This window comes from Pseudarthrobacter sp. alpha12b (assembly GCF_054130495.1).
Map to the genome: position 1 here is coordinate 2,181,062 of NZ_CP196746.1, position 21,822 is coordinate 2,202,883.

Annotated in this window: 16 protein-coding genes; 4 read left to right on the plus strand and 12 right to left on the minus strand. The window is 67.5% G+C overall.

All coding sequences use genetic code 11. The features are described 5' to 3' along the window. Window positions 1-143 precede the first annotated feature (143 nt). The 6 genes from tsaD to ACTAQI_RS09950 are packed head-to-tail and all read right to left on the minus strand — an operon-like array spanning window position 144 to window position 5,383. Window positions 144-1,235 (minus strand): tRNA (adenosine(37)-N6)-threonylcarbamoyltransferase complex transferase subunit TsaD, encoded by a 1,092-nt coding sequence (tsaD, locus tag ACTAQI_RS09925; RefSeq protein WP_457950829.1) that lies wholly within the window; start codon window positions 1,233-1,235, stop codon window positions 144-146. Continuing rightward, window positions 1,232-1,702, minus strand: coding sequence for a ribosomal protein S18-alanine N-acetyltransferase (rimI, locus tag ACTAQI_RS09930; RefSeq protein ID WP_457951034.1), 471 nt, complete (start codon window positions 1,700-1,702; stop codon window positions 1,232-1,234). The genes tsaD and rimI overlap by 4 nt, the downstream gene beginning before the upstream one ends. 44 nt (window positions 1,703-1,746) lie before the next feature. Next, window positions 1,747-2,418, minus strand: coding sequence for a tRNA (adenosine(37)-N6)-threonylcarbamoyltransferase complex dimerization subunit type 1 TsaB (gene tsaB / locus ACTAQI_RS09935; protein ID WP_457950830.1), 672 nt, complete (start codon window positions 2,416-2,418; stop codon window positions 1,747-1,749). Beyond that, entirely contained in the window at window positions 2,412-2,957 is a 546-nt protein-coding gene (gene tsaE, locus ACTAQI_RS09940; protein WP_457951035.1) for a tRNA (adenosine(37)-N6)-threonylcarbamoyltransferase complex ATPase subunit type 1 TsaE, read from the minus strand. The genes tsaB and tsaE overlap by 7 nt, the downstream gene beginning before the upstream one ends. Before the next feature lie 38 nt (window positions 2,958-2,995). Continuing rightward, window positions 2,996-4,234, minus strand: coding sequence for an alanine racemase (gene alr / locus ACTAQI_RS09945; RefSeq protein WP_457950831.1), 1,239 nt, complete (start codon window positions 4,232-4,234; stop codon window positions 2,996-2,998). Window positions 4,235-4,291: 57 nt separating this feature from the next. Further along, the gene (locus ACTAQI_RS09950) at window positions 4,292-5,383 is read right to left on the minus strand and encodes a carbohydrate kinase family protein (protein WP_457950832.1); all 1,092 of its coding nucleotides are present in this window, start codon (window positions 5,381-5,383) and stop codon (window positions 4,292-4,294) included. 92 nt (window positions 5,384-5,475) lie between these two features. Here ACTAQI_RS09950 and ACTAQI_RS09955 point away from each other — a divergent pair, with 92 nt between their 5' ends. From ACTAQI_RS09955 to ACTAQI_RS09970, 4 genes are all read left to right on the plus strand, one after another. After that, window positions 5,476-6,903: a family 4 glycosyl hydrolase gene (locus tag ACTAQI_RS09955; protein WP_457950833.1), complete on the plus strand. Its 1,428-nt coding sequence runs from the start codon at window positions 5,476-5,478 to the stop codon at window positions 6,901-6,903. Window positions 6,904-6,979: 76 nt separating this feature from the next. Further along, window positions 6,980-8,245: a D-inositol-3-phosphate glycosyltransferase gene (mshA, locus tag ACTAQI_RS09960; RefSeq protein ID WP_457950834.1), complete on the plus strand. Its 1,266-nt coding sequence runs from the start codon at window positions 6,980-6,982 to the stop codon at window positions 8,243-8,245. A gap of 92 nt (window positions 8,246-8,337) precedes the next feature. Next, the gene (locus ACTAQI_RS09965; protein ID WP_457950835.1) at window positions 8,338-10,014 is read left to right on the plus strand and encodes a formate--tetrahydrofolate ligase; all 1,677 of its coding nucleotides are present in this window, start codon (window positions 8,338-8,340) and stop codon (window positions 10,012-10,014) included. A gap of 318 nt (window positions 10,015-10,332) precedes the next feature. After that, the gene (locus tag ACTAQI_RS09970) at window positions 10,333-11,292 is read left to right on the plus strand and encodes a DUF559 domain-containing protein (RefSeq protein ID WP_457950836.1); all 960 of its coding nucleotides are present in this window, start codon (window positions 10,333-10,335) and stop codon (window positions 11,290-11,292) included. Between the two features lie 209 nt (window positions 11,293-11,501). On the opposite strand, the gene ACTAQI_RS09975 is transcribed toward ACTAQI_RS09970, so the two are convergent. The 6 genes from ACTAQI_RS09975 to ACTAQI_RS10000 all read right to left on the minus strand — a co-directional run bounded on the left by ACTAQI_RS09975 (window position 11,502) and on the right by ACTAQI_RS10000 (window position 21,808). Beyond that, window positions 11,502-12,587, minus strand: coding sequence for an inositol-3-phosphate synthase (locus tag ACTAQI_RS09975; protein ID WP_141159814.1), 1,086 nt, complete (start codon window positions 12,585-12,587; stop codon window positions 11,502-11,504). A gap of 161 nt (window positions 12,588-12,748) precedes the next feature. Then, window positions 12,749-13,789: an L-glyceraldehyde 3-phosphate reductase gene (gene mgrA, locus ACTAQI_RS09980; RefSeq protein ID WP_457950837.1), complete on the minus strand. Its 1,041-nt coding sequence runs from the start codon at window positions 13,787-13,789 to the stop codon at window positions 12,749-12,751. 5 nt (window positions 13,790-13,794) lie between these two features. Next, a complete protein-coding gene (treZ, locus tag ACTAQI_RS09985) occupies window positions 13,795-15,576 on the minus strand; it encodes a malto-oligosyltrehalose trehalohydrolase (protein WP_457950838.1) in 1,782 nt (593 codons plus the stop codon). Continuing rightward, on the minus strand, window positions 15,573-17,900 hold the full coding sequence (gene treY / locus ACTAQI_RS09990) for a malto-oligosyltrehalose synthase (RefSeq protein ID WP_457950839.1): 2,328 nt from the start codon (window positions 17,898-17,900) through the stop codon (window positions 15,573-15,575). Before treY ends, treZ begins: the two co-directional genes overlap by 4 nt. Beyond that, window positions 17,897-20,155, minus strand: a complete 2,259-nt coding sequence (gene glgX / locus ACTAQI_RS09995) for a glycogen debranching protein GlgX (RefSeq protein WP_457950840.1) — start codon at window positions 20,153-20,155, stop codon at window positions 17,897-17,899. The genes treY and glgX overlap by 4 nt, the downstream gene beginning before the upstream one ends. A gap of 69 nt (window positions 20,156-20,224) precedes the next feature. Next, window positions 20,225-21,808 carry an NAD(P)H-hydrate epimerase gene (locus ACTAQI_RS10000; protein ID WP_457950841.1) on the minus strand — a complete coding sequence of 528 codons (1,584 nt, stop codon included), beginning with the start codon at window positions 21,806-21,808 and terminating at the stop codon, window positions 20,225-20,227. Between the last annotated feature and the right edge of the window lie 14 nt (window positions 21,809-21,822).

Genomic DNA, 21,822 nt, shown 5'->3' on the forward strand with positions numbered 1-21,822 from the left:
GTGGCCCGTGGCTGACGTGCCCCTCCCGAAACGGGGCACGTCGGCGCGGACACGCCGGCCGGCGTCGTGATGTACGACGGCGACGCACCCCAAAGTGCCCCGCGACGGTTGGGCCGGGCCAACCGCCGCCGGGCCAGCTGCCGTCAGGCCGGCAGCGACACCGAAGTGACCGGCATCGACGAGTCGGGGGCGAAACCAATGCCGCTGGGTGAAGCGCCCGCCATCATCAACTGCGCGCCCAGGGCTGCCACCATGGCGCCGTTGTCCGTGCACAGGTCCAAGGGCGGCACGTGCAGCCGGATGCCGGCGGACGCGCAGCGCTGCCCGGTCAGTTCGCGCAAGCGTGAGTTGGCTGCGACACCGCCACCGAGCAGGACGTCCTTGATGCCCTGCTCGCGGCAGGCCAGGACCGCCTTGGACGAAATCACGTCCACTACGGCCTCCTGGAAAGCGGCCGCAATGTCAGCCACGGGGATCTCCTCCCCGCGGGCCTCGAACTGCTCCACGCACCGGGCCACCGCCGTCTTGAGCCCGCTGAAGGACCAGTCGTACCGGTGCGGGCCGGGCTCATCCGCCGTGCCCATGTACTTGGGCTGGGTGAGGCCGCGGGGGAAACGGATGGCTTTGGGGTTGCCGTTGCGGGCCATCTTGTCGATGGCCGGTCCGCCGGGGTAGCCCAGCCCCAGGATGCGGGCCACCTTGTCGTAGGCCTCGCCGGCGGCGTCGTCGATGGTGGAGCCGAGGAGCTCAACGTCGCCGGTGATGTTCCTGATCCGCAGGATCTCGGTGTGGCCTCCGGACACCAGCAGGGCGCCCAGGTTCTCCGGCAGTTCCTGTTTCCGGCCGCTGGCACGGTCATCCAGAAGTCCCACGCCAACGTGCGCCACGAGGTGGTTGATCGCATAGAGGGGTTTCCCGGTAGCGACTGCGAGCGCCTTGGCAGCGCAGACGCCCACCATGAGTGCGCCGGCCAGTCCGGGCCCGGATGTTACGGCGATGGCGTCCACCTGGTCCAGGCTGACCCCGGCGTCGGCCAGTGCCTGCTCAAGGGTGGGGACAAAGGCGTCCAGATGGGCGCGGGACGCGATCTCCGGGATGACGCCGCCGAAGCGGACGTGCTCGTCCATGGAGGAAGAGACGGTGTTGGTCAGGAGGGTGGTGCCGCGGACGATCCCCACGCCGGTTTCATCGCAGGATGATTCGATGCCCAGTACCAGGGGCTGCGAGCGGTTCATGGCTGGCCTGCTTCCATTGCCTCGTGGCCGTCAGTGTCAGGTGCAGCCAGCGGGAGCCGCATGATGAGGGCGTCCACGCCGTCGCGGTAGTAACGGGGCCGGACGTGGATCTGCTCGAAACCGAACCGCACATACAGCTTCTGCGCCCGCGGGTTGTCGGCACGGACCTCGAGCAGGACGTCGGCGGCGCCGCGGCGCCGGGCCTCCTCGATCAGTTGCGTGAGCAGCGTGCTGCCGATGCCCCGGCCCTCGAAATCGGGGACGACGGCGATCGTCTGGACGTCCGCGATGGGCTCGATGCACATCAGGCCTGCATACCCCACGATGCCGTCACTGGACTCCGCCACCAGGTAGCGGCGGGTTTCCGGCTGGGAAAGCTCGTCCAGGAACATCTGCACAGGCCATGCATCAATGGGGAAGAGCTGGTGTTCCAGCGCGCCGACGGCGGGCACATCGTCCAGCGTCATGTCGCGGACGGTGACTTCAGCCGGCCGGGGATCCGGGGTGCTGCTCACAATGCCCGCTTCCGTGGTCCGGGGACCTGGGCGTCGGATTCGCGCAGGTACAGGGGAGTAGAGTCCAGGAGGGTGTGTCCGGAGGCCAGCCGTGCCAGGGCGAACTGGCCAAGGTACAGGGCGTCGGGCTGCTCCCCCGCGAAGTCCGGGTGGGCCTGGAGCACGTCGGTGTACAGTCCGGCACCGGCGCCGAATGCAGGCAGGTCGGGAAGGTCTGACGCGAAACTCACGTGGGGCCCATCCTCCAGCACGGGCAGCTGGCCGTCGTCCAGGCTGTACCGGGCCCAGTAGACCTCCTTGCGGCGGGCGTCCGTCACCACCAGGAACTCGGAAACGGCGGCGGTGGACTCGGCTACTTCCAGGGCCATCGCGTCCAGGCTCACCAGCCCGTGCAGCGGCTTGCCCCAGACGAATGCCAGGGTGCGGGCGGTGGCAATGCCGGAGCGCAGCCCGGTGAACGGGCCGGGACCCACGCCCACCACCAGGGCGTCAACGTCCTGTCCGGTCACGCCGGCCGACGACAGCATGGCGTGGATGCCGGGCGCAAGCACCTCGGCATGGCTGCGGGTGTCCTCCGTGGCGAAGCTGGCGAGCACACTTTCGGGAGCGTCATCGGTGACCAGCGCTGCGCTGGCGACGGCGGAGGTATCGATAGCGAGGATCAGCATGCCGCTCCCCCGCCCGGGCCCGCCAGTTCGGGGACGGTTGCCCACCGGGGCCCGTACCCGCGCATCACGATAGTCCGGGGCTCGTCCGTGTCCTCGCCGTCAAAGTCCAGGCTTCCGTTGGATTCAGCCACCCGTGTGGATTCCAGCCCGATGGCACGGTGCAGATCGATCTCCAGCCGGCTGTCGCTCAGGTGCTCCACGCGCTCATGCCCCCACTCCACCACCGTCACCGATGAATCCATGGTGTTTTCGAGGTCGATGTCATCGATCTCTGCGGCCGAGCCCAGCCTGTAGGCGTCCACGTGGACCAGGTCAGGGCCGCCCGGTCGCCGACCGTCCGGCAGGCTGGGATGGATCCGGACCAGGACGAACGTCGGCGAGATGATGCCCGGCCGGACGCCCAGGCCTTCACCCAGCCCCTGCGTGAAGGTGGTCTTCCCGGCACCCAGCTCACCGGACAGCACCAGCAGGTCCCCGGCCTGCAGCACCTCTGCCAGGCGTGCGCCGAAAGCGTGCGTCTGTTCCGCCGTCGTCGCCATGAAGGTCTTTTCCCAGTTGGGAGTGGACTGTTCCGCGCTCACGCGGCCCCCGCCTTGCCGGGCACGCCGACCAAGCCCTTAACGTTGCCCGCCGGCTGATCCTCGTTGATGAAGCGCCGGGGAACACGCGGACTGATCCTGGTCACCACTTCATAGTTGATGGTCCCGGCTGCGCGGGCCCAGTCGTCCACCGTGGGACCGCCGTCGGCGCCGTCCCCGAACAGTTCCGCCTCCGCCCCTTGCAGGCCAGCTCCGGAAGCCTCCGGGCCGAGGTCGATGACCATCTGGTCCATGGCGATCCGCCCCACCACGGGGTAGGTCTTCCCGGCCACCCGGACGGGGCCGCCGGTGGCCACGCGCGGGACGCCGTCGGCATAGCCCAGCGGAATCAGCGCCAGGGTGCTCGCTGTCCTGGTGCGGTAATGCAGCCCGTAGGAGACGCCCTGCCCCTCAGGCACCTCCTTGCACTGCGACACCAGCGTGCGCAGCGTCATGGCGGGGCGGAGGCCGAGCTCTGCGGATGTGGTGCCGTCGAACGGCGAAAGCCCGTAAATGCCAAGGCCCACGCGGACCATGTCAAAGTGGGTGTCCGGCCGGGACAGGGTAGCGGGGGTGTTGGCAAGGTGCCGGACCTCGGGATCCACCCCGGCGTCCTCCGCGATGGCCAAGGCCTCCCGGAAGGCGGCCACCTGCTGGTCCGTTTCGGGCCGCTCCGGCTCATCGGCGACGGCCAGGTGGGAGAAGATGCCCACCACGCGCAGCAGCCCTTGGTCCTGGTATTCCACGGCCTCCCCAACCAGGCGGTCCCAGGCCTCGGGGGTGGCGCCGTTGCGGCCCAGCCCGGTGTCCACCTTGAGGTGTATCCGTGCCGGACGTTCCTGTTCGCGGGCCGCGGCCACGATGCGCTCCAGCTCCCAGCCAGAGCAGCCGATGTCGACGCCGGCGGCTACTGCGGCGCCGAAGTTGCTGTCCGCGGTGTGCAGCCAGGCGAGAAGCGGTGCGTCGATGCCGGCCGCACGCAGCGAGAGGGCCTCGGAAATGTGCGCCACACCCAGCCAGGACGCGCCTGCCTGCAGGGCTGCACGGGCCACGGGGACGGCGCCGTGCCCGTACGCATCGGCTTTGACGACAGCCATGACTTTCGCGGGGGAAGCAGCGGCGGCAAGCCGGCGGACGTTGTGCCGGATCGCCTCCAAGTCGATCACGGCGGACCGCTCGTGGCGGGGGTCCGGCCCGGAGGCAGCGCTGAATTCACCGGTTGTTGCGGGGTAGGTCACCTAACTGATTCTAGTGCGGCCACTTCGCGCCGAATAATCGGGGCGCCCGGGGGCTCCTCAGGCGTCTGACAGGTGCGCGATGGTGGCTGCCGCCCGGCGCTGCGCTGCCAGCGGCACGTCCTCGATGATGTCCGCGAGGAACGCGAAGCGACGCAGCCATTGGCTCGTCTGCCGTTCGGGGCGGGCGTTGGCGCGTCTCCACCAGTCGGCAATGTCGCCCCAGCCCGGGGCTGCCAGCGATCCGCCAACCTCCTGCACGGCCAGGGCTGCGCACAGGTTGGCGAACCGCAGCCTGTCCCCCAGCGGCCAGCCGGCCAAGGTGCCGACGATGAACGCTGCGTCGAAGCAGTCCCCGGCGCCGGTGGGGTCGTGGGCCTTGACCGGGAGCGACGGGACCCACTCTTCCTCACCGGTTTCCGAGTCCACCGCCATTGCGCCCTGGGGGCCAAGGGTCACGACGGCCACCGGAACGCGGTCCGCCAGCGCATAGAGGGCACTCCACGGATTGTCCTTGCCCGTGAACGCCATGGCCTCCCGCTGGTTGGGCAGGAAGGCGTAAAAGTACTGCAGGTTTTCGAGCCTCACCGGTGCCCATTCCCCGCTGGGATCCCATCCCACGTCTCCAAACAGCTTCACCCCTGCGCTATGGGCTGCCCGGGCCCACGGCTCCACTTCCAGGCCCACCTCTGCGATGCCCGCGAGCGCGTTGGGCGGCGTTCCGATCAGTTCTGAGCTTGTCACCGGGGCGGAGTGCCCGTGGGTGACCAGGGAGCGGTCCTGGTCCACGCAGAGGGACACGGTCACCGGAGAGTGCCAGCCCGGAACACGGCGGGAGAGGCTGAGGTCAACATGTTCCTGGCCGGAGAGTATCTTCCAGTTGAAGTCCCCGTATCCGTCATCGCCGAAGGCTGCCGCCAGCCCGGTGCGCAGCCCCAGCCTGGCCGCGGCGATGGCCTGGTTGGCCACCCCGCCCGGACAGCTGCCCATGCCGTCACTCCAGATTTCGGTGCCGGGTTCGGGCCCGTGGGGCAGGCCGGTGAAGATGATGTCCTGGAAGACCGTCCCGGCCAGCAGGAGATCGAATCCCGGTTCAACCTGTGAGCGGACGGCGGCCAGCGGATCGAAGGGGCGGGCTGGAATCGCGTCCATGATGGGCACAATACGCCGTGCCGGAGTGCTGCGGTAGGGCCCTTGGAAAGGGTGTGGACAGGCTGTCGGAGGCTGGTCCTAGACTGCAGGGTATGCGGCTTCTGATTGCCGGCGGCGGGGGTTTCCGCGTGCCGCTGATATACCGGGCTTTGCTGTCCGGCCGTTTCTCCGGGCTGGCCAGTGAGCTGGTGCTGCATGACGTCGATCCCGCCCGCCTTAATGCCGTCACCGCCGTGCTGCGCAGTATGCCCGGATACGGAGAAGCGCAGCTTCCGGTGCATCCCACCACCGATCTTTCCGAAGCCCTGTCCGGCACCACCATGGTGTTTGCCGCCATCCGGCCCGGCGGCACCGCGGGGCGCGTGGCGGACGAGAAGGTGGCACAGGACCTCGGCCTGCTGGGCCAGGAAACCACCGGCGCCGGCGGGATCTCCTACGCTTTGCGGACCATTCCGCACATGCTGGACCTTGCCCGGCTGATGCGCCAACGCTGCCCGGACGCGTGGCTGATTAACTTCACCAACCCGGCCGGAATGGTCACCGAGGCGTTGCTCCCCATCATGGGAACCCGGGTCATCGGGATCTGCGATTCTGCGGGCGGGCTGGTGCAGCGGGCGGCGCGCGCCGCGGGCGCCCCCTTGCCGGACGGACGGCTCGACGGCGCGGGCTACTACGGGCTGAACCATCTGGGCTGGCTCTACCGGCTGGAGTCCGGCGGCCGGGACATGCTGCCCGCCCTGCTTGCGGACGCCGGGGCCCTGCAGTCCTTCGAGGAAGGCAGGCTCTTCCCCCAGCCGTTCCTGGCCGGACTGGGCCTGCTCCCCAACGAGTACCTGTATTACTACTACCAGCGCGATTCCGCCCGGCGGGCCATGCAGGCAATGGCGCAAACGCGCGGCGAAAGCATCCACCGCCAGCAGCAGGAGCTGTATCCGCGGCTCGCCTCCGCGGGCCCTGAAGCATACTGGCTGTGGGAGGAGGCGCGGCGCTCCCGCGAAGAGGGGTATCTGGCCGAGGCCCGGGGCGACGGTGAGCACCGGAACGAGGAGGACCTGGCCGGCGGCGGCTACGAACGGGTGGCGCTGGCGGCCATGCGGGCCCTCGCCGGCGGCGGCGATGCGCAACTGATCCTCAACACTGTGAACGCACTGCCTCCCCCGCGCAAACCGGACCCCGGCGCGCCCGCGCCCGCCACGGCCGTCCCGAGTGTTGCCCAGCCAGCCATTCCCGGCCTGCCCGCGGACGCCGTCGTCGAGGTCCCCTGTACTGTCACGGCCAACGGCGCCGTCCCGCTCCCCCAAGAGGCGCCGGCCGCCCCGCAACTAGGGCTGCTCCAGCAGGTCAAGGACGTGGAGCGGCTCACTGTGCAAGCCGCCACAGCCGGCAACCGTGCAGCGGCGCTGGAGGCCTTCGCCCGGCATCCGCTCGTGGATTCAGCAGGCCTGGCGGCGAAGCTCCTTGTCGATTATGAGGAGGCGTTTCCGGCCTTGGGGAAGATGTGGGAGGGGGGTGGGCGTTAGGGGAAGGAGTAGTGTTTTATCGAATGCGCACTGAACCGGCTCCCCTGACACGCGCCGGCGGCCGGAAGGAGGACCCGTGGCACTGATCCGCAGGGTTGCTTTGCTCTCCCTCCACACCTCCCCCATGGAACAGCCGGGCTCCGGTGATGCGGGCGGAATGAACGTCTACATCCGCGAGCTGGCCTCGGCGCTGGCGGAGGCGGGCGTGGAGGTGGAGATCTTCACGCGAGCCACCGCGGCCGACCAGCCCGCCGTCGAGCATCCCGATCCCGGCGTGTGCGTGCACAACGTCCTTGCCGGACCGCCCAAAAAGATCCCCAAAGAGGAGCTTCCGGGCCTGCTGCACGCCATGGTCGCGGAAATCGAGCAGATCCGCCGCCGCCAGCCGCACGGCCGGTACGACGTCATCCATTCGCACTATTGGGTGTCCGGGATCGCCGGGCTGGAGCTGTCCGAGCTGTGGGGCGTGCCGCTGGTGCACACCATGCACACCATGGCCAAGGTCAAGAACCTGCTGCTGGAGTCCGGTGAACAGCCGGAGCCCCGGCGCCGCGAGCTGGGCGAGCACCGCATCGTTGAGGGCGCGTCCCGGCTCATCGCCAACACCAGCTCCGAGGCTGCCGAACTCGTGTCCCACTACGGCGCCACCTACGACCGGATCGACATCGCTCCGCCCGGCGTGGACCTCGCCGCGTTCACGCCCGCGTTCCGGGCACGGTCCAGGGCCGGGCATGGCGTCAGCCCGGACACGTTCCACCTGGTGTTCGCCGGCCGCATCCAAAGGCTGAAAGGCCCGCAGGTCCTGGTCAAGGCGGCGGCGCTGCTGCGGAAACGCCGCCCGGACATCGATCTGCGCGTCACCATCCTGGGCGCCTTGAGCGGCAACAAGGAATTCAACCTGCGCTGCCTGATTGAGGAGGCAGGAATGGACGACGTCGTCACGCAGCTTCCGCCCGTGAAGGCACCTGAGCTTGCCTCCTGGTTCCGCGCGGCGGATGTTGTGGTGATGCCTTCCTTCAGCGAGTCCTTCGGGCTGGTGGCGTTGGAGGCGCAGGCCTGCGGCACACCGGTGGTGGCCACCCGGGTGGGCGGGCTTTCCCGCGCGATCTTCCACGGCCGGACCGGCCTGCTGGTGGACGGCCACCACGCAGCCGACTGGGCCGATGCCCTGGAAGCCCTGTACGACGACCCCGCCACCCGCGAGGACCTGGGCCGCGCCGCCGCCATCCGGGCACAGAACTCCGGCTGGCAGCGCACTGCCGCCATCACGCTGGAAAGCTACCACGCCGCCGTCGACAACTTTGTGGGCCGCCGCCTGGCCCCGGTGGTGCCTGCTTCCTGATCTTTCCTTCCGGCCGTTCCTTCGCCGGTGGCCTAGGTGCTGTTAGCTTAGGGGCAGGTCTCCGGCGCCTGCCGGTGCAGGAAAGGACAAGGATGTCTGCTCTCCCTTCTGATCTTGAGATAGCCCGCGCTGCCCGGATCCGGCCCATCGGGGAGATCGCGGCCGCAGCGGGGGTCAATGCCGACGCCCTGGAGCAGTACGGGCGGTACAAGGCGAAGATCGATCCGGCCAGGCTCGCAGCGCCGGACCCGCACGGCAAAGTGGTGCTGGTCTCGGCGATGTCGCCCACCCCGGCCGGTGAGGGCAAATCCACCACCACTGTGGGGCTGGCGGATTCGCTGGCCCGCGCCGGCCACAAGGTGATGATCGCGCTGCGCGAGCCGTCCCTGGGCCCGGTGCTGGGAATGAAGGGCGGCGCCACCGGCGGCGGTTATTCGCAGGTGCTGCCCATGGATGAGATCAACCTGCACTTCACCGGCGACTTCCATGCGATCACCTCCGCCAACAATGCACTGATGGCGCTGGTGGACAACCACATCTACCAGGGAAACGCGCTGAACATCGATCCACGAAGGATGACATTCAAGCGCGTCCTGGACATGAACGACCGGGCCCTGCGGGAAGTTGTCATCGGCCTGGGCGGCCCGACGCAGGGGGTGCCGCGGCAGGACGGGTTCGACATCACCGTGGCCTCCGAGATCATGGCGGTTTTCTGCCTCGCCACGGATCTCGCGGACCTCCGCACCCGGCTGGGGCGCATCACGTTCGGCTACACGTATGACCGGGCACCCGTGACAGTGGCGGACCTCGGCGTCGAGGGTGCTTTGACGCTGCTGCTGAAGGAGGCGGTCAAGCCCAACCTGGTGCAGACCATCGCCGGCACCCCTGCCCTGGTCCACGGCGGTCCCTTCGCCAACATCGCCCACGGCTGCAATTCGCTCATTGCCACCCAGACCGCCCGGCGGCTGGCGGACATTGTGGTGACGGAAGCCGGTTTCGGGGCTGACCTGGGGGCCGAGAAGTTCATGGACATCAAGGCCCGGTACGGCGGCCTGGCACCGTCCGCCGTGGTGGTGGTGGCCACCGTGCGGGCCCTGAAGATGCAGGGCGGGGTTGCCAAGGACAAGCTGTCCCAGCCGGATGTAGCTGCCCTGGAGGCCGGGGTGGTTAACCTGCGCCGGCACGTGCACAATGTGGAGAAGTTCGGGGTCACACCGGTGGTGGCCATCAACAAGTTCTCATCCGACGCCCCGGAGGAACTCGAGTGGCTGCTGGCGTGGTGCGCCGCCGAGGGCGTGCACGCCGCCGTCGCCGACGTGTGGGGCCGGGGCGGCGGGGGCGACGGCGGTGACGAACTCGCCGCTTTGGTTGCACAGGCTGTGGAGACTCCCAGCCACTTCCGGCACCTGTATCCCCTGGAGCTGTCTGTGGAGGACAAGATCCGTACCATCGCCCAGGAGATCTACGGTGCCGACGGCGTTGACTTCTCCGTCCCGGCATTGAAGCGGCTTGCCGACATTGAGCGGAATGGCTGGAGTTCGCTGCCCGTGTGCATGGCCAAGACGCAGTATTCGTTCACCGACGATGCCTCCCGTCTGGGCGCCCCCAAGGGCTTCACCATCCATGTCAGGGACCTGCTGCCCAAGACCGGTGCGGGCTTCATCGTGGCGCTGACCGGCGCGGTCATGACTATGCCCGGCCTCCCCGCCGTCCCGGCAGCCCTGCGCATGGACGTGGACGCGGACGGCAATCCGGTAGGCCTCACCTGACCCTCCACCAACGCCACATCACCTCCCGCCCCACAACCACCAACGCCCCATCACACCCCGCGTCCCTCCCACCAACGCCCCATCACCTCCCGCGTCCCTCCCACCAACGCCCCATCACCTCCCGCGTCCCTCCCACCAACGCCCCATCACCTCCCGCGTCCCTCCCACCAACGCCCCATCACCTCCCGCCCCACAACCACCAATGCCCCATCACCTCCCGCCCCACAACCACCAATGCCCCATCAGCTTCAGAAGCTTCCAGGACTGGCCTGTGGATAACTCCTGCAGCGGCAGAGCTCCCTAAGACAGAATGCCAGCATGCATAGTCGCGCTGGACTGCCCTCGAATCTGGCAAATTCCCCGTTTACATTCGCCTCCGCGTTGGCGTCAGGTGTGCCTGCCGTCAGATTGCGAGGGCACGACGTAGCCCACGTGAGCAGAGGTTTGTACCGCCCAGCTGTTTGGAGCTTTGAGCTGAAAGCGGCGGCGCGGGCTCTGTCGGAAGTTTCACCGGGAGCTTGGATTTCACACGTCACCGCGGCACGTCTGCATTGTCAGCTGCTGCCGAACTGGCTGTCGGACTCGACTGAACTGCATTTGAGCAAACCTAAGCAATTACCCCAGGTGCGGCGAAAGGGAGTGGTGGCTCATAACGTCATCGCAAGCGACGACGAGATAGAGGCTTTTGACGGCATACGAATCAGCACTCGTTCCAGAACGTGGCTCGATTTGGCTCGCCGACTGTCACTAGCAGAATTAGTCTGCCTCGGCGACCAGATCATTCGCATCCCCCGGGCAGAGTTTGAAGGCCGATCAGAGCCTTTCGACTCACTTGACGGGCTGCGCATCTTGGTTGGACGACATCCCAACCTTCAGGGCATCGTCCGCGCCAGGGATGCCTTGGAACTAATGCGAGTTGGAGCTGATTCGGCACCGGAGTCCATGCTGCGACTGGCCATGATGGACGCGAATTTACCTGAGCCTGATTTGCAAGTCGCACTTCGTCCGGGTGACCCTGCCTCCCCTACCGCCGATCTCGGCTACCGTCACCGGCGTCTCGCAATCCAGTACGACGGCGGGCATCACCTTCTCGAGGCTCAGCAGTTTAGCGACCGGAGGCGGAACAAGGCCTTTGAGTCAGCGGGTTGGACAGTTCTTGTGTTCACCAAAGATGACGCCAAGGACGGCTTTGAACGGGCTACGGGACAAATCAAGCGACACCTGCGTACGACTAGGAAGGATCATCCCTATACAGCCGGTTTTGTCAGTGACTGCTGACGTGGTGGCGGGAAGGCTCTCCGGAGATGCGCATGAGGTGATGGCGCGTCGCCGGAAAGCCTGCACGAGGTGATGGCGCGTCGCCGGAAAGCCTGCACGAGGTGATGGCGCGTCGCCGGAAAGCAGCAGGAAGTGATGGGGCGTGTTAATGGGGAACGCTCCCCCACCCCGGAGGGTGAGGGAGCGCCCGGAACGACAGAAGACCGGGGTTAGCGCTCCAGGTCGCCGCGGATGAAGGCCTCGACCTTCTCGCGGGCGAGGTCGTCGTTGAACTGCTCCGGCGGGGACTTCATGAAGTAGCTGGACGCGGACAGCAGCGGGCCCCCGATGCCGCGGTCAAGGCCGATCTTCGCCGCGCGGATCGCGTCGATGATCACACCGGCGGAGTTCGGCGAATCCCAGACCTCCAGCTTGTACTCCAGGGACACCGGGGCGTCGCCGAAGTTGCGGCCCTCGAGGCGGACGAACGCCCACTTGCGGTCATCGAGCCACTGCACGTAGTCGGACGGACCGATGTGGACGTCCTTGGCAGCCAGCTCGGCCTCCACGTTCGAGGTCACGGCCTGGGTCTTGGAGATCTTCTTGGACTCCAGCCGGTCACGCTCGAGCATGTTCTTGAAGTCCATGTTCCCGCCAACGTTCAGCTGGTAGGTCCGGTCCAGGGTCACGCCACGGTCCTCGAACAGCTTGGCCATCACGCGGTGGGTGATGGTGGCACCGATCTGGCTCTTGATGTCATCGCCCACGATCGGAACACCCGCGGCGGTGAACTTGTCCGCCCATTCCTTGGTGCCGGCAATGAACACGGGCAGGGCGTTGACGAATGCGACGCCTGCGTCGATGGCTGCCTGGGCGTAGAATTCGGCAGCCTGCTGGGAGCCCACGGGCAGGTAGCAGACCAGGACGTCAGCCTTGGCGTCCTTCAGGGCCTGGACCACGTCCACGGGCTCTTCGGTGGACTGCTCGATGGTCTCGAGGTAGTACTTGCCCAGGCCGTCGAGGGTGTGGCCGCGCTGGACGGTGACGCCGGTGGGCGGGACGTCGGCGATCTTGATGGTGTTGTTCTCGCTGGCCAGGATGGCGTCGGAAAGGTCAACACCGACCTTCTTGCCGTCCACATCAAACGCGGCGACGAACTCAACGTCACCCACGTGGTACTGGCCAAACTCAACGTGCATCAGGCCCGGAATGGTTTCTGCCGGATCGGCATCCTTGTAGTAGTGGACGCCCTGCACCAGCGAGGCGGCGCAGTTGCCCACGCCAACGATTGCAACACGGATGGGATGTGAAGACACAGAACTCCTTTGGGGACAAACGTCAGCCGGCCTGGTTTGCCTCCGAGGAATGGACGACGGCGGCCGGCTGGCTTGGCGCCACGCGGCGCCTTTTCATACTACCCAACAGAGCGGGACCGGACGCGGTTGCGCCCGGTCCCGCTCTGTAAAGAAAACCTCGGTCAGGCGTTTTGCTTCCAGAGGTTGATGTCCGATTCCACTGCGAATTCGTCAATGGCGGTCAGCTCCTCAGCGGAGAAGCTGAGGTTGTTGATGGCGGACAGCGTGTCCTCCAACTGCCGGACACTTGAGGCGCCCACCAGCGCCGACGTGACGGGCGAACCCTTTGGCTGGTCGCGCAGGATCCAGGCGATGGCCATCTGGGCCAGGGACTGTCCGCGGCCCTCGGCGATCTTCCGCAGCCCGCGGACCCGGTCCAGCTTCTCTTCCGTGATGGAGTCCTCGGAGAGGAAACGTGCCTTGGCTGCCCGCGAGTCCTCGGGGATGCCGTGGAGGTAGCGGTCCGTGAGCATCCCCTGCGCCAGGGGCGAGAAGGCGATGGATCCGGCCCCCACCTGGTCCAGCACCTCGTACAGATTCGGCGAGCCGTCCTCGGTCCAGCGGTTGAGCATGGAGTAGCTGGGCTGGTGGATCAGCAGCGGCGTACCGAGTTCCTTGAGGATGCGGGCAGCCTCGAGGGTCTGTTCGGGCGTGTAGGAGGAAATGCCCGCGTACAGCGCCTTGCCGGAACGGACGGCGTAGTCCAGGGCGCCCATGGTCTCTTCCATGGGCGTTTCGGGATCCGGCCGGTGGCTGTAGAAGATGTCCACGTAGTCCAGGCCCATGCGCTGGAGGGACTGGTCCAGGCTGGAGATCAGGTACTTGCGGGAACCCCATTCCCCGTACGGGCCGGGCCACATGTAGTAGCCGGCCTTGGTAGAAATGACCAGTTCGTCCCGGTACGGCTTGAAGTCGTCCCGCAGGTGCCGGCCGAAGTTCGTTTCCGCGGATCCGTCCGGCGGACCGTAGTTGTTGGCGAGGTCGAAGTGGTTGACGCCAAGGTCGAAGGCACGGCGGAGGATGTCCCGCTGTTCCTCGAAGCGCTTGTCGTCGCCGAAGTTGTGCCACAGGCCCAGGGAGATGGCCGGGAGCTTGAGCCCGCTGCGGCCCACCCGGCGGTAGGGCATGGATTCGTAGCGGTTTTCCGCTGCAGTGTAGGTCATAACTATCAGCTTTCCGTCTGGGTAGTGATGATTGCGGCGCTCCACGGCGCCAGGGCCAGGGCCGCGCCGTCCAGCCCGGTCCCTTCATCCGTGGCCAGCAGGACGCTGCCGAAGGCACCGTCCAGCCGGAGCTTGGAGTCGGAGAAATTCAGCAGCACCTCGATGGATCCGCGCCGGAAGCGCAGCCACCCGGCGTCGTCGTCGAACGAAACCTCCGTCTCACCGAAGCCAAGCCCCGCGAGGTCCGGATGTGAACGGCGCAGCGCCGTCAGCGACCGGTACAGCTCCAGGAGCCGTGCGTGGTCGCCCGTGGCGGCCTCGGCCCAGTCCAGCTTGGACCGGCGGAAGGTTTCCGGGTCCTGCGGGTCAGGCACGACGGCGGGATCCCACCCCATGCGCTCGAACTCCTTGATGCGCCCTTCCGCGGTGGCCTTCCCGAGCTCCGGTTCGGGGTGCGAGGTGAAGAACTGCCACGGTGTGGAGGCCCCGTATTCCTCACCCATGAACAGCATGGGCGTGAACGGGGAGGTCAGCGTGAGAACGGCGGCCACGGCGAGCTGCCCGTAGGACAGGGACTGCGAGAGCCTGTCCCCCGTGGCCCGGTTGCCGATCTGGTCGTGGTTCTGGTTGCAGACCACCAGCGCCGCCGGGTGGACCAGCGAGGCGTTGATGGGGCGTCCGTGGTGCCGGCCGCGGAAGCTGGAGTAGCTGCCGTCGTGGAGGAACCCGTCCTTCAGCACCTTGGCCAGCACGGCCAGGGATTCGAAGTCCGAGTAGTAGCCTGTGGTCTCGCCGCTGACGCTGACGTGCACTGCGTGGTGGAAATCATCGCTCCACTGCCCAGCCAGGCCGTACCCATTGGTATCCCGGGGATAGACCAGGCGCGGATTGTTGAGGTCCGATTCCGCGATGAGCGTCTTGGGCAGCCCGGTCTCGGCCGATACGGCGTCGCCCAAAGCCCCCAGCTCCTCCAGGATGTGCACCGCGCGTTCGTCCTTCAGCGCATGCACGGCGTCGAGGCGGAGCCCGTCCGCGTGGTAGTCGCGCAGCCAGAGTGCGGCGTTGTCCAGGATGTATTCGCGCACCACGTCCGAGCCGTGCCCGTCCAGGTTCACGGAGTCGCCCCAGGTGTTGGCGTCGCCCTGCTTCAGGTAAGGCCCGAATTTGGGCAGGTAGTTTCCGCTGGGTCCCAGGTGGTTGTAGACCACGTCCTGGATGACGCCCAGCCCTGCCGCGTGGGCGGCGTCAACGAAGCGCTGGTACGCCTCCGGCCCGCCATAGCCTTCATGCACGGCGTACCACTGGACGCCGTCGTAACCCCAGTTGTGGGTGCCGTTGAAGCCGTTGACCGGCAGGAGCTCCACGAAGTCGATGCCCAGGTCCGCCAGGTAGCCCAGCTTCTCCACGGCAGCGTCCAGGGTTCCTTCGGGCGTGAAGGTGCCTACGTGGAGTTCGTAGATGACGGCACCCTGCAGGTCCTTGCCGCGCCAGCCGGCATCCTGCCACCCGTACGCGGCGGGATCGTAGGTCCGGGACAGTTCGTGGACCCCGGAGGGCAACCGCAGGGACCGGGGGTCCGGGACGGGGGTGGTGTCCCCGTCCAGCAGGTAGCCATAGTCCACGTCGCCCTCCGCAGGGGCGTCAGGTGCAGTCCACCACCCCTCGGATCCCGGTGCCGTGTCCTTCTTCTGCATGGGGTACTGCCGGCCGTCGGCCAACAGAACCACCGAGGAAACGTCCGGGGCCCACACATCGAAGCGCTCGGGGCCAACGTTGACCAGGGTCATGCCTTTTCTCCATCCACGGGTACCAGCAGGGCCACGGGGTAGGTACCCAGGACCTCTGCCACCGAAACCCGGCCCGGCCCGTAGCCGGCGCCGGTAAGTTCGTCGCGCATGGCAGTGGAAAGGTCGACGGCGGTGTCCCGCCACCCGCCGCCGGCTTCCAGTCCGGCGGGGAGCCGGGTGGCAAGCGTGAGGGCGCCGAAGGAGGCATCGGTTCCGCGGGTGAACGCGAGCAGGTGCCCTGCAGCCGCGCCGGTGGCTGCCACCGGGGTGTAGCCCTGGAACAGTTCCGGACGGTCGCGGCGCAGGCGCAGGGCCCGCGAGGTGACCAGCAGCTTGCTGGCCTCTGTGCCCGCTTCCGGCAAGGTGCCGGCGTCGAGCTTTGCCAGCTCTGCCTGCCGTGCAGCAAAGTCCACGGGCCGGCGGTTGTCCGGGTCCGTGAGCGACCGTTCCCAGAATTCGCTGCCCTGGTACACGTCCGGCACGCCGGGCATGGTCAGCTGGACCAGCTTGGCGGAAACCGAGTTGACGGCGGAGTAGGCGTCGATGCGGGCCACGAAGTCCTCGACCACCTGTGCCACCTTGGTGTTGTCGAAGACTGCGTCGACGGCAGCCTTCACCTTGGCCTCGAAGTCCTCGTTGGGATCGGTCCACGTGGTGGAGTTGCCGGCCTCCCGGGCCGCCTTTTCCGCATAGCCCTGCAGCCGTTCCCGGCTTGCCGGCCAGGCCCCGACGATAGCCTGCCACAGCAGGTTCTCGTACGGACCGTCCGGAATCGGCGCCAGGCTCCGGAGCGTCTCCAGTGTTTCCGCCCACTCCTGCGGCAGCTCGGCGATGACCGAGATCCGGGCCCGGGCGTCCTCGCTGCGCTTGGTGTCGTGGGTGGACAGGGTGGTCATGGACAGCGGCAGGTCCTGCTGGCGCCGCTGCATTCGCCGGTGGAATTCCTCCGGCGCCACCGCGAACTCAGTGGGTTCGGCGCCCACCTCAGTCAGGGTGCCCAGCCGGGTGTAGCGGTAGAACGCAGTGTCCTCCACGCCCTTGGCCATGACCATGCCGGAGGTCTGCTGGAACCGGATGGCAATGGGATTGGCGGGGTCCAGCAGCAGCGTAAGGAGGGTTCCCACCGCCACTTCCAGGTCCGGCCGGTGCGCCGCGGCAGACTCGCATGCCTCCTTGAGGACGTCGGCGCCTACCGGCAGGTAGGACCGGTACACCGGGAAGGACGCGATGATTTCCGCGATGGCATCAGCCGCCTGGTCCACGGTGACGCCGTGGGACTCGGGGACCAGCCGGGCCAGCCGCAGGACTTCCGAGCGCAGGATGCCGTCGGCGATCATGCGCTTGGTGCCGCGGATCATCGCGGCGTAATCGGCGGGTTCGGAAGTTCCCCGCAGTGAAGCGTCCAGCGCGTCCAGCGCCTGCTGCCCGGCAGGGTCAACGAAGACCCGGTCCACGTCCGCCAGGGCGTCGTACCCGGTGGTGCCTTCGCAGGCGAACTCCTGGGGCAGCACCTCGCCCGGTTCAAGGATCTTCTCCACCAGGACGTACGCGCCGCCGCTGAGGTCCTTGAGCCAGCGGAGGTAGCCGGCAGGATCAGCCAGCCCGTCCGGGTGGTCAACGCGGAGCCCGTCCACCAGGCCCTCGGTGAACCAGCGGCCCACCTCGGCATGGGCCTTTTCGAAGACGGACGGCTCCTCCACCCGGATACCGGCCAGGGTGGTGACCGCGAAGAAGCGCCGGTAGTTCAGCTCGGCATCGGCACGGCGCCAGTCCATCAGCTGGTAGTGCTGGCGGCTGTGGACGTCCTGCGGGGAGTCGCCCTCGCTGTACGTTCCCTCGGCCAGCGGGAACCGGTGGTCGTAGTAGCGGAGTTCGCCGTCCTTGATCTCGAGCTTGTCCAGGTCGGCGTCCGAGCCGAGCATCGGCAGCCGGACCTTTCCGCCGCCCAGGTCCCAGTCGACGTCGAACGCCTCAGCGTACGGCGATTCGCGCCCTTCCTTGAGAAGGGACCACCACCAGGGGTTCTGCGGCGGGGATGCCACGCCCACGTGGTTGGGCACGATGTCCACCAGGACGCCCATGCCGTGCTCGCGGGCTGCCTTGGAGAGGGCCAGCAAACCTTCGGGGCCTCCGCGGTCCGGGTCCACAGTGGAGGGGTCGGTCACGTCGTAGCCGTGGTCCGAGCCCTTCTCCGCGGTGAGGATGGGTGACAGGTACACCCAGTCCACGCCGAGGTTTTTCAGGTACGGGACCTTCTCGGCGGCGTCGAACAGGGTGAAGCTGCTGCGGATCTGCAGGCGGTAAGTGGAGACCGGAGTCCTCATGCCTTGGCTTCCTCGTCGGCGCCTGTTGCCCTTGCCTCGCTTGCTTCCGCGGCCTTGGTCTGGGCCTCCACCATCTCCTCCTGGGCTTCCTCATGCTCGGCCATGGACGCGAGGGAAGCCGCGGCGGACGTGTCCACTTCAGCCTCGGGACCGGAGTAGGCACGCATAACCACCATGGACTTGGCGTCCAGCGTCAGTGTTGCACCAGCCTTGAGCGGTTCGTAGGCGTCGGCCTGCGCGGCGGTGTCGATCAGGACCTCCCAGTACTGGGAGTATTCGTCGGAAGGCAGGCAGAAGTCCACGGCGCCATCGTGCGCATTGAACGCCATGATGAAGCTGTCGTCGGTGATGCGGCGGCCGCGTGAATCCTGTTCCTGGATGCCGTCGCCGTTATAGAACACACCAATGGTCCGGCCGAAGCCGCTCCCCCAGTCCTCCGGCAGCATTTCGGTGCCGTCGGTCTTCAGCCACACGATGTCCGGCAGCTTTTCGCCTTCGCCGCGGCGTACCGGCCGGCCGTCGAAGAAGCGGCTGCGGCGGAACGTCGGGTGGTCGTGCCTGAGTTTGTTGACGAAAGCAGTGAACTCGATCAGCGGCTGGTCCATGGCTTCCCAGTGGATCCAGCTGAGCTCGGAGTCCTGGCAGTAGGTGTTGTTGTTGCCTTGCTGGGTGCGGCCCAGCTCGTCGCCGTGCAGCAGCATGGGCACGCCTTGGGAGAGCAGCAGCGTGGCGATGAAGTTCCGCTGCTGGCGGGCGCGCAGGGTCAGCACCTTATCGTCGTCCGTATCGCCTTCAACGCCGCAGTTCCAGGAGCGGTTGTGCGATTCGCCGTCGTTGTTGCCTTCACCGTTGGCCTCGTTGTGTTTCTCGTTGTAGGACACCAGGTCCCGCATGGTGAAGCCGTCGTGGGCGGTGACGAAGTTGATCGAGGCCACCGGGCGGCGGGCCGAGCTTTCGTAGAGGTCGGCGGAGCCGGTCAGCCGGGAGGCGAACTCGCCCAGCGTGGCGGGCTCGCCGCGCCAGAAGTCGCGGACTGTGTCGCGGTACTTGCCGTTCCACTCCGTCCACTGTGGCGGGAAGTTCCCCACCTGGTAGCCGCCGGGACCCACGTCCCACGGCTCCGCGATCAGCTTGACCTGGGAGACTACGGGGTCCTGCTGGATGAGTTCGAAGAAGGTGGAGAGCTTGTCCACGTCGTAGAACTCACGGGCCAGGGTGGAGGCGAGGTCGAACCGGAAGCCGTCCACGTGCATCTCGGTGACCCAGTAGCGCAGGGAATCCATCAGCAGCTGCAGGGAGTGCGGGTGGCGCACGTTGAGCGAGTTTCCGGTGCCCGTGTAATCCATGTAGTGCTTGAGGTCGTTGTCCACCAGGCGGTAGTAGGCCTGGTTGTCGATGCCCTTGAAGGACAGCGTGGGGCCCAGGTGGTTGCCTTCGGCCGTGTGGTTGTACACGACGTCGAGGATCACTTCGATACCGGCGCGGTGCAGGTCGCGGACCATGGCCTTGAATTCCTGGACCTGGTGCCCCACGTCGCCGGTGGCGCTGTAGGTGTTCTGCGGAGCGAAGAAGCCAATGGTGTTGTAGCCCCAGTAGTTGTTAAGGCCCTTCTCTTCCAGGGTGCCGTCGTTGACGAACTGGTGGACGGGCATAAGCTCGATGGCGGTGGCGCCGAGTTTCTTCAGGTGCTCGATAACCGCAGGGTGCGCCACGCCGGCGTAGGTGCCGCGCTGCTCTTCGGGGATTTCCGGGTGCAGCTGCGTGAGGCCCTTGACGTGGGCTTCGTAAATAACCGATTCGTGGTACGGGATCTTCAGCTGGCGGTCGCCGTCCCATTCGAAGAACGGGTTGATGACCACGCCATGCATGGTGTGCGGTGCCGAGTCGGCATCGTTTTGGGAGTCGGGGTCGCCGAATTCGTAGGAGAACAGTGCGGGATCCCAGTCGATCTGGCCCTGGATGGCCTTGGCGTAGGGGTCCATCAGCAGCTTGTTCGGGTTGAAGCGGTTGCCGCTCGCTGGATCGTACGGCCCGTGCACCCGGTAGCCGTACTTCTGGCCGGGCTGGATGTGGGGCAGGTAGCAGTGCCACACATAGCCGTCCACTTCGGTCAGCTCGATCCGGGTTTCGGTCAGATCGTCGGACAGGAGGCAGAGTTCGACCCGCTCGGCCCGTTCGCTGAACAGGGCGAAATTGGTGCCGGTGCCGTCAAAGGTAGCTCCCAGCGGGTAGGCAGTTCCAGGCCAGACTTCCATCGTGCTCCTCATTATTTTGTCAGCAGCAGACGGCATTGGAACGCCCCTACTGCTGGTGCGAACTAATGCCTACCGTAGTGGTTGGCTGTGACTATTACGTTTCCAGGCTCCATAGTTACTAAGCATGCTGACTTTACCCCAAATTTCGGGTAGGGCGTCCGCAACGCGGCCCGCCGTGATCGGCCCGCCGGATACGGCTTCCGACGCCGCCCTCCCGGCGTGGCCGTGCAGGGCGGCCCCCAGCGCGGCGATGGCAGCCCACCGCACGTCCCCTTCGATGCCCGCCGCACTGAAGCGGCCGACGTCGGGCCCTGCCTGGGCGACCAGCGCACCGATGACGCCGGCCAGGACGTCCCCGCTGCCGGCGGTGGCGAGCCACGGCGTGCCGTCCGCCTGGCTGAAGGTGGTGCCCCAGGGTGCAGCCACGAGCGTGGTGGCGCCCTTAAGGAGGACGGTGGCCCCGGTGCGCTCGGCCGCATGGCGGACAGCAGCCAGCGTGCCGGCTTCTACTGCCTCCCGGTCCTCCCCGCGGCCCAGGCGCTTGAACAGCGACGCGAGCTCCCCGGCGTGCGGCGTCAGCACCACGTGCGGAGCGAGCATGGCAGGCAGTGCGGGCAGCGCGCCGGCGTCGGCCACTACGGGAAGGTCCGACGCAATCGCGTCCCGTGCGCGGGTCAGCTGTTCGTGGTCGTGCGGTCCCATGCCTGAGCCCACCAGCCAGGCTTGCACGCGGTTTTCCGCCACGGTTCCCGTGCTGCAGACAACTTCCGGGCAGGACTGGCGGACCAGGTCAGCCACCGCGGGCGGCCCCAGGTACCGCACCATGCCCACTCCCGCAGCCAGCGCGCCCCGGCAGGCAAGGACCGCGGCGCCGGGGTAGTCCTCGGAGCCGGCCACGACGCCCAGCACGCCGCGGGAGTACTTCTGGGCACGCCGGGCCGGGTGCGGCAGGAGGCGGGCCACGTCGGCGTCCTCCAGTCGGCGAAGGGACGGCCGCGGCAAGTGCTCCTCGATCCCGATCTGCACCACCAGCACGCGGCCGGCATGGTCGGCACCGGGGTCGGCCAGCAGGCCGGCTTTCGCGCCGCCAAACGTCACGGTCAGGTCTGCCGGCAGGACCGGGGCGGTGGCCTCACCGGTGTCCGCGTCGACGCCGCTGGGTAGGTCGCAGGCCACCACGAAGCCGTCACGGTGTGCGTCAGCGAGAGCCTGGATCAAATCCGCGGCGCTCCCCCGCAGCCCGCCCTTGGCGCCGGTTCCCAGCACGGCATCGATCACGACGTCGGCCCGGGCGGCTTCCGCCGCCAGTCCCGGCAGTGCCGCTTCGGTTAGCCGCTGCACCCGGCCGCCGGCGCGCTCAAATGCGGCCAAGCCGGCCGGATGAGCGGCATCCCCGGTGAGCACCGCCGTCGTACGCATTCCACGGGCGGCCAGGAAGGCGCCGGCGAACAGGCCGTCGCCGCCGTTGTTGCCCTTGCCGGCCAGCACCGCAACCCGCGCACCGTTCAAGCGGCCGCGGCGGGACTTCAGTTCATTGACGACGGCGGTGGCCAGCCCGTGCGCGGCGCGCTGCATGAGCACGTCCCCCAGCCCGGCGGCCAGGAGGGGTTCCTCGGCGGCCCGGACTTGTGTTCCGGTGTAGGCGCTGATCATGCGGGGGCGGCCGG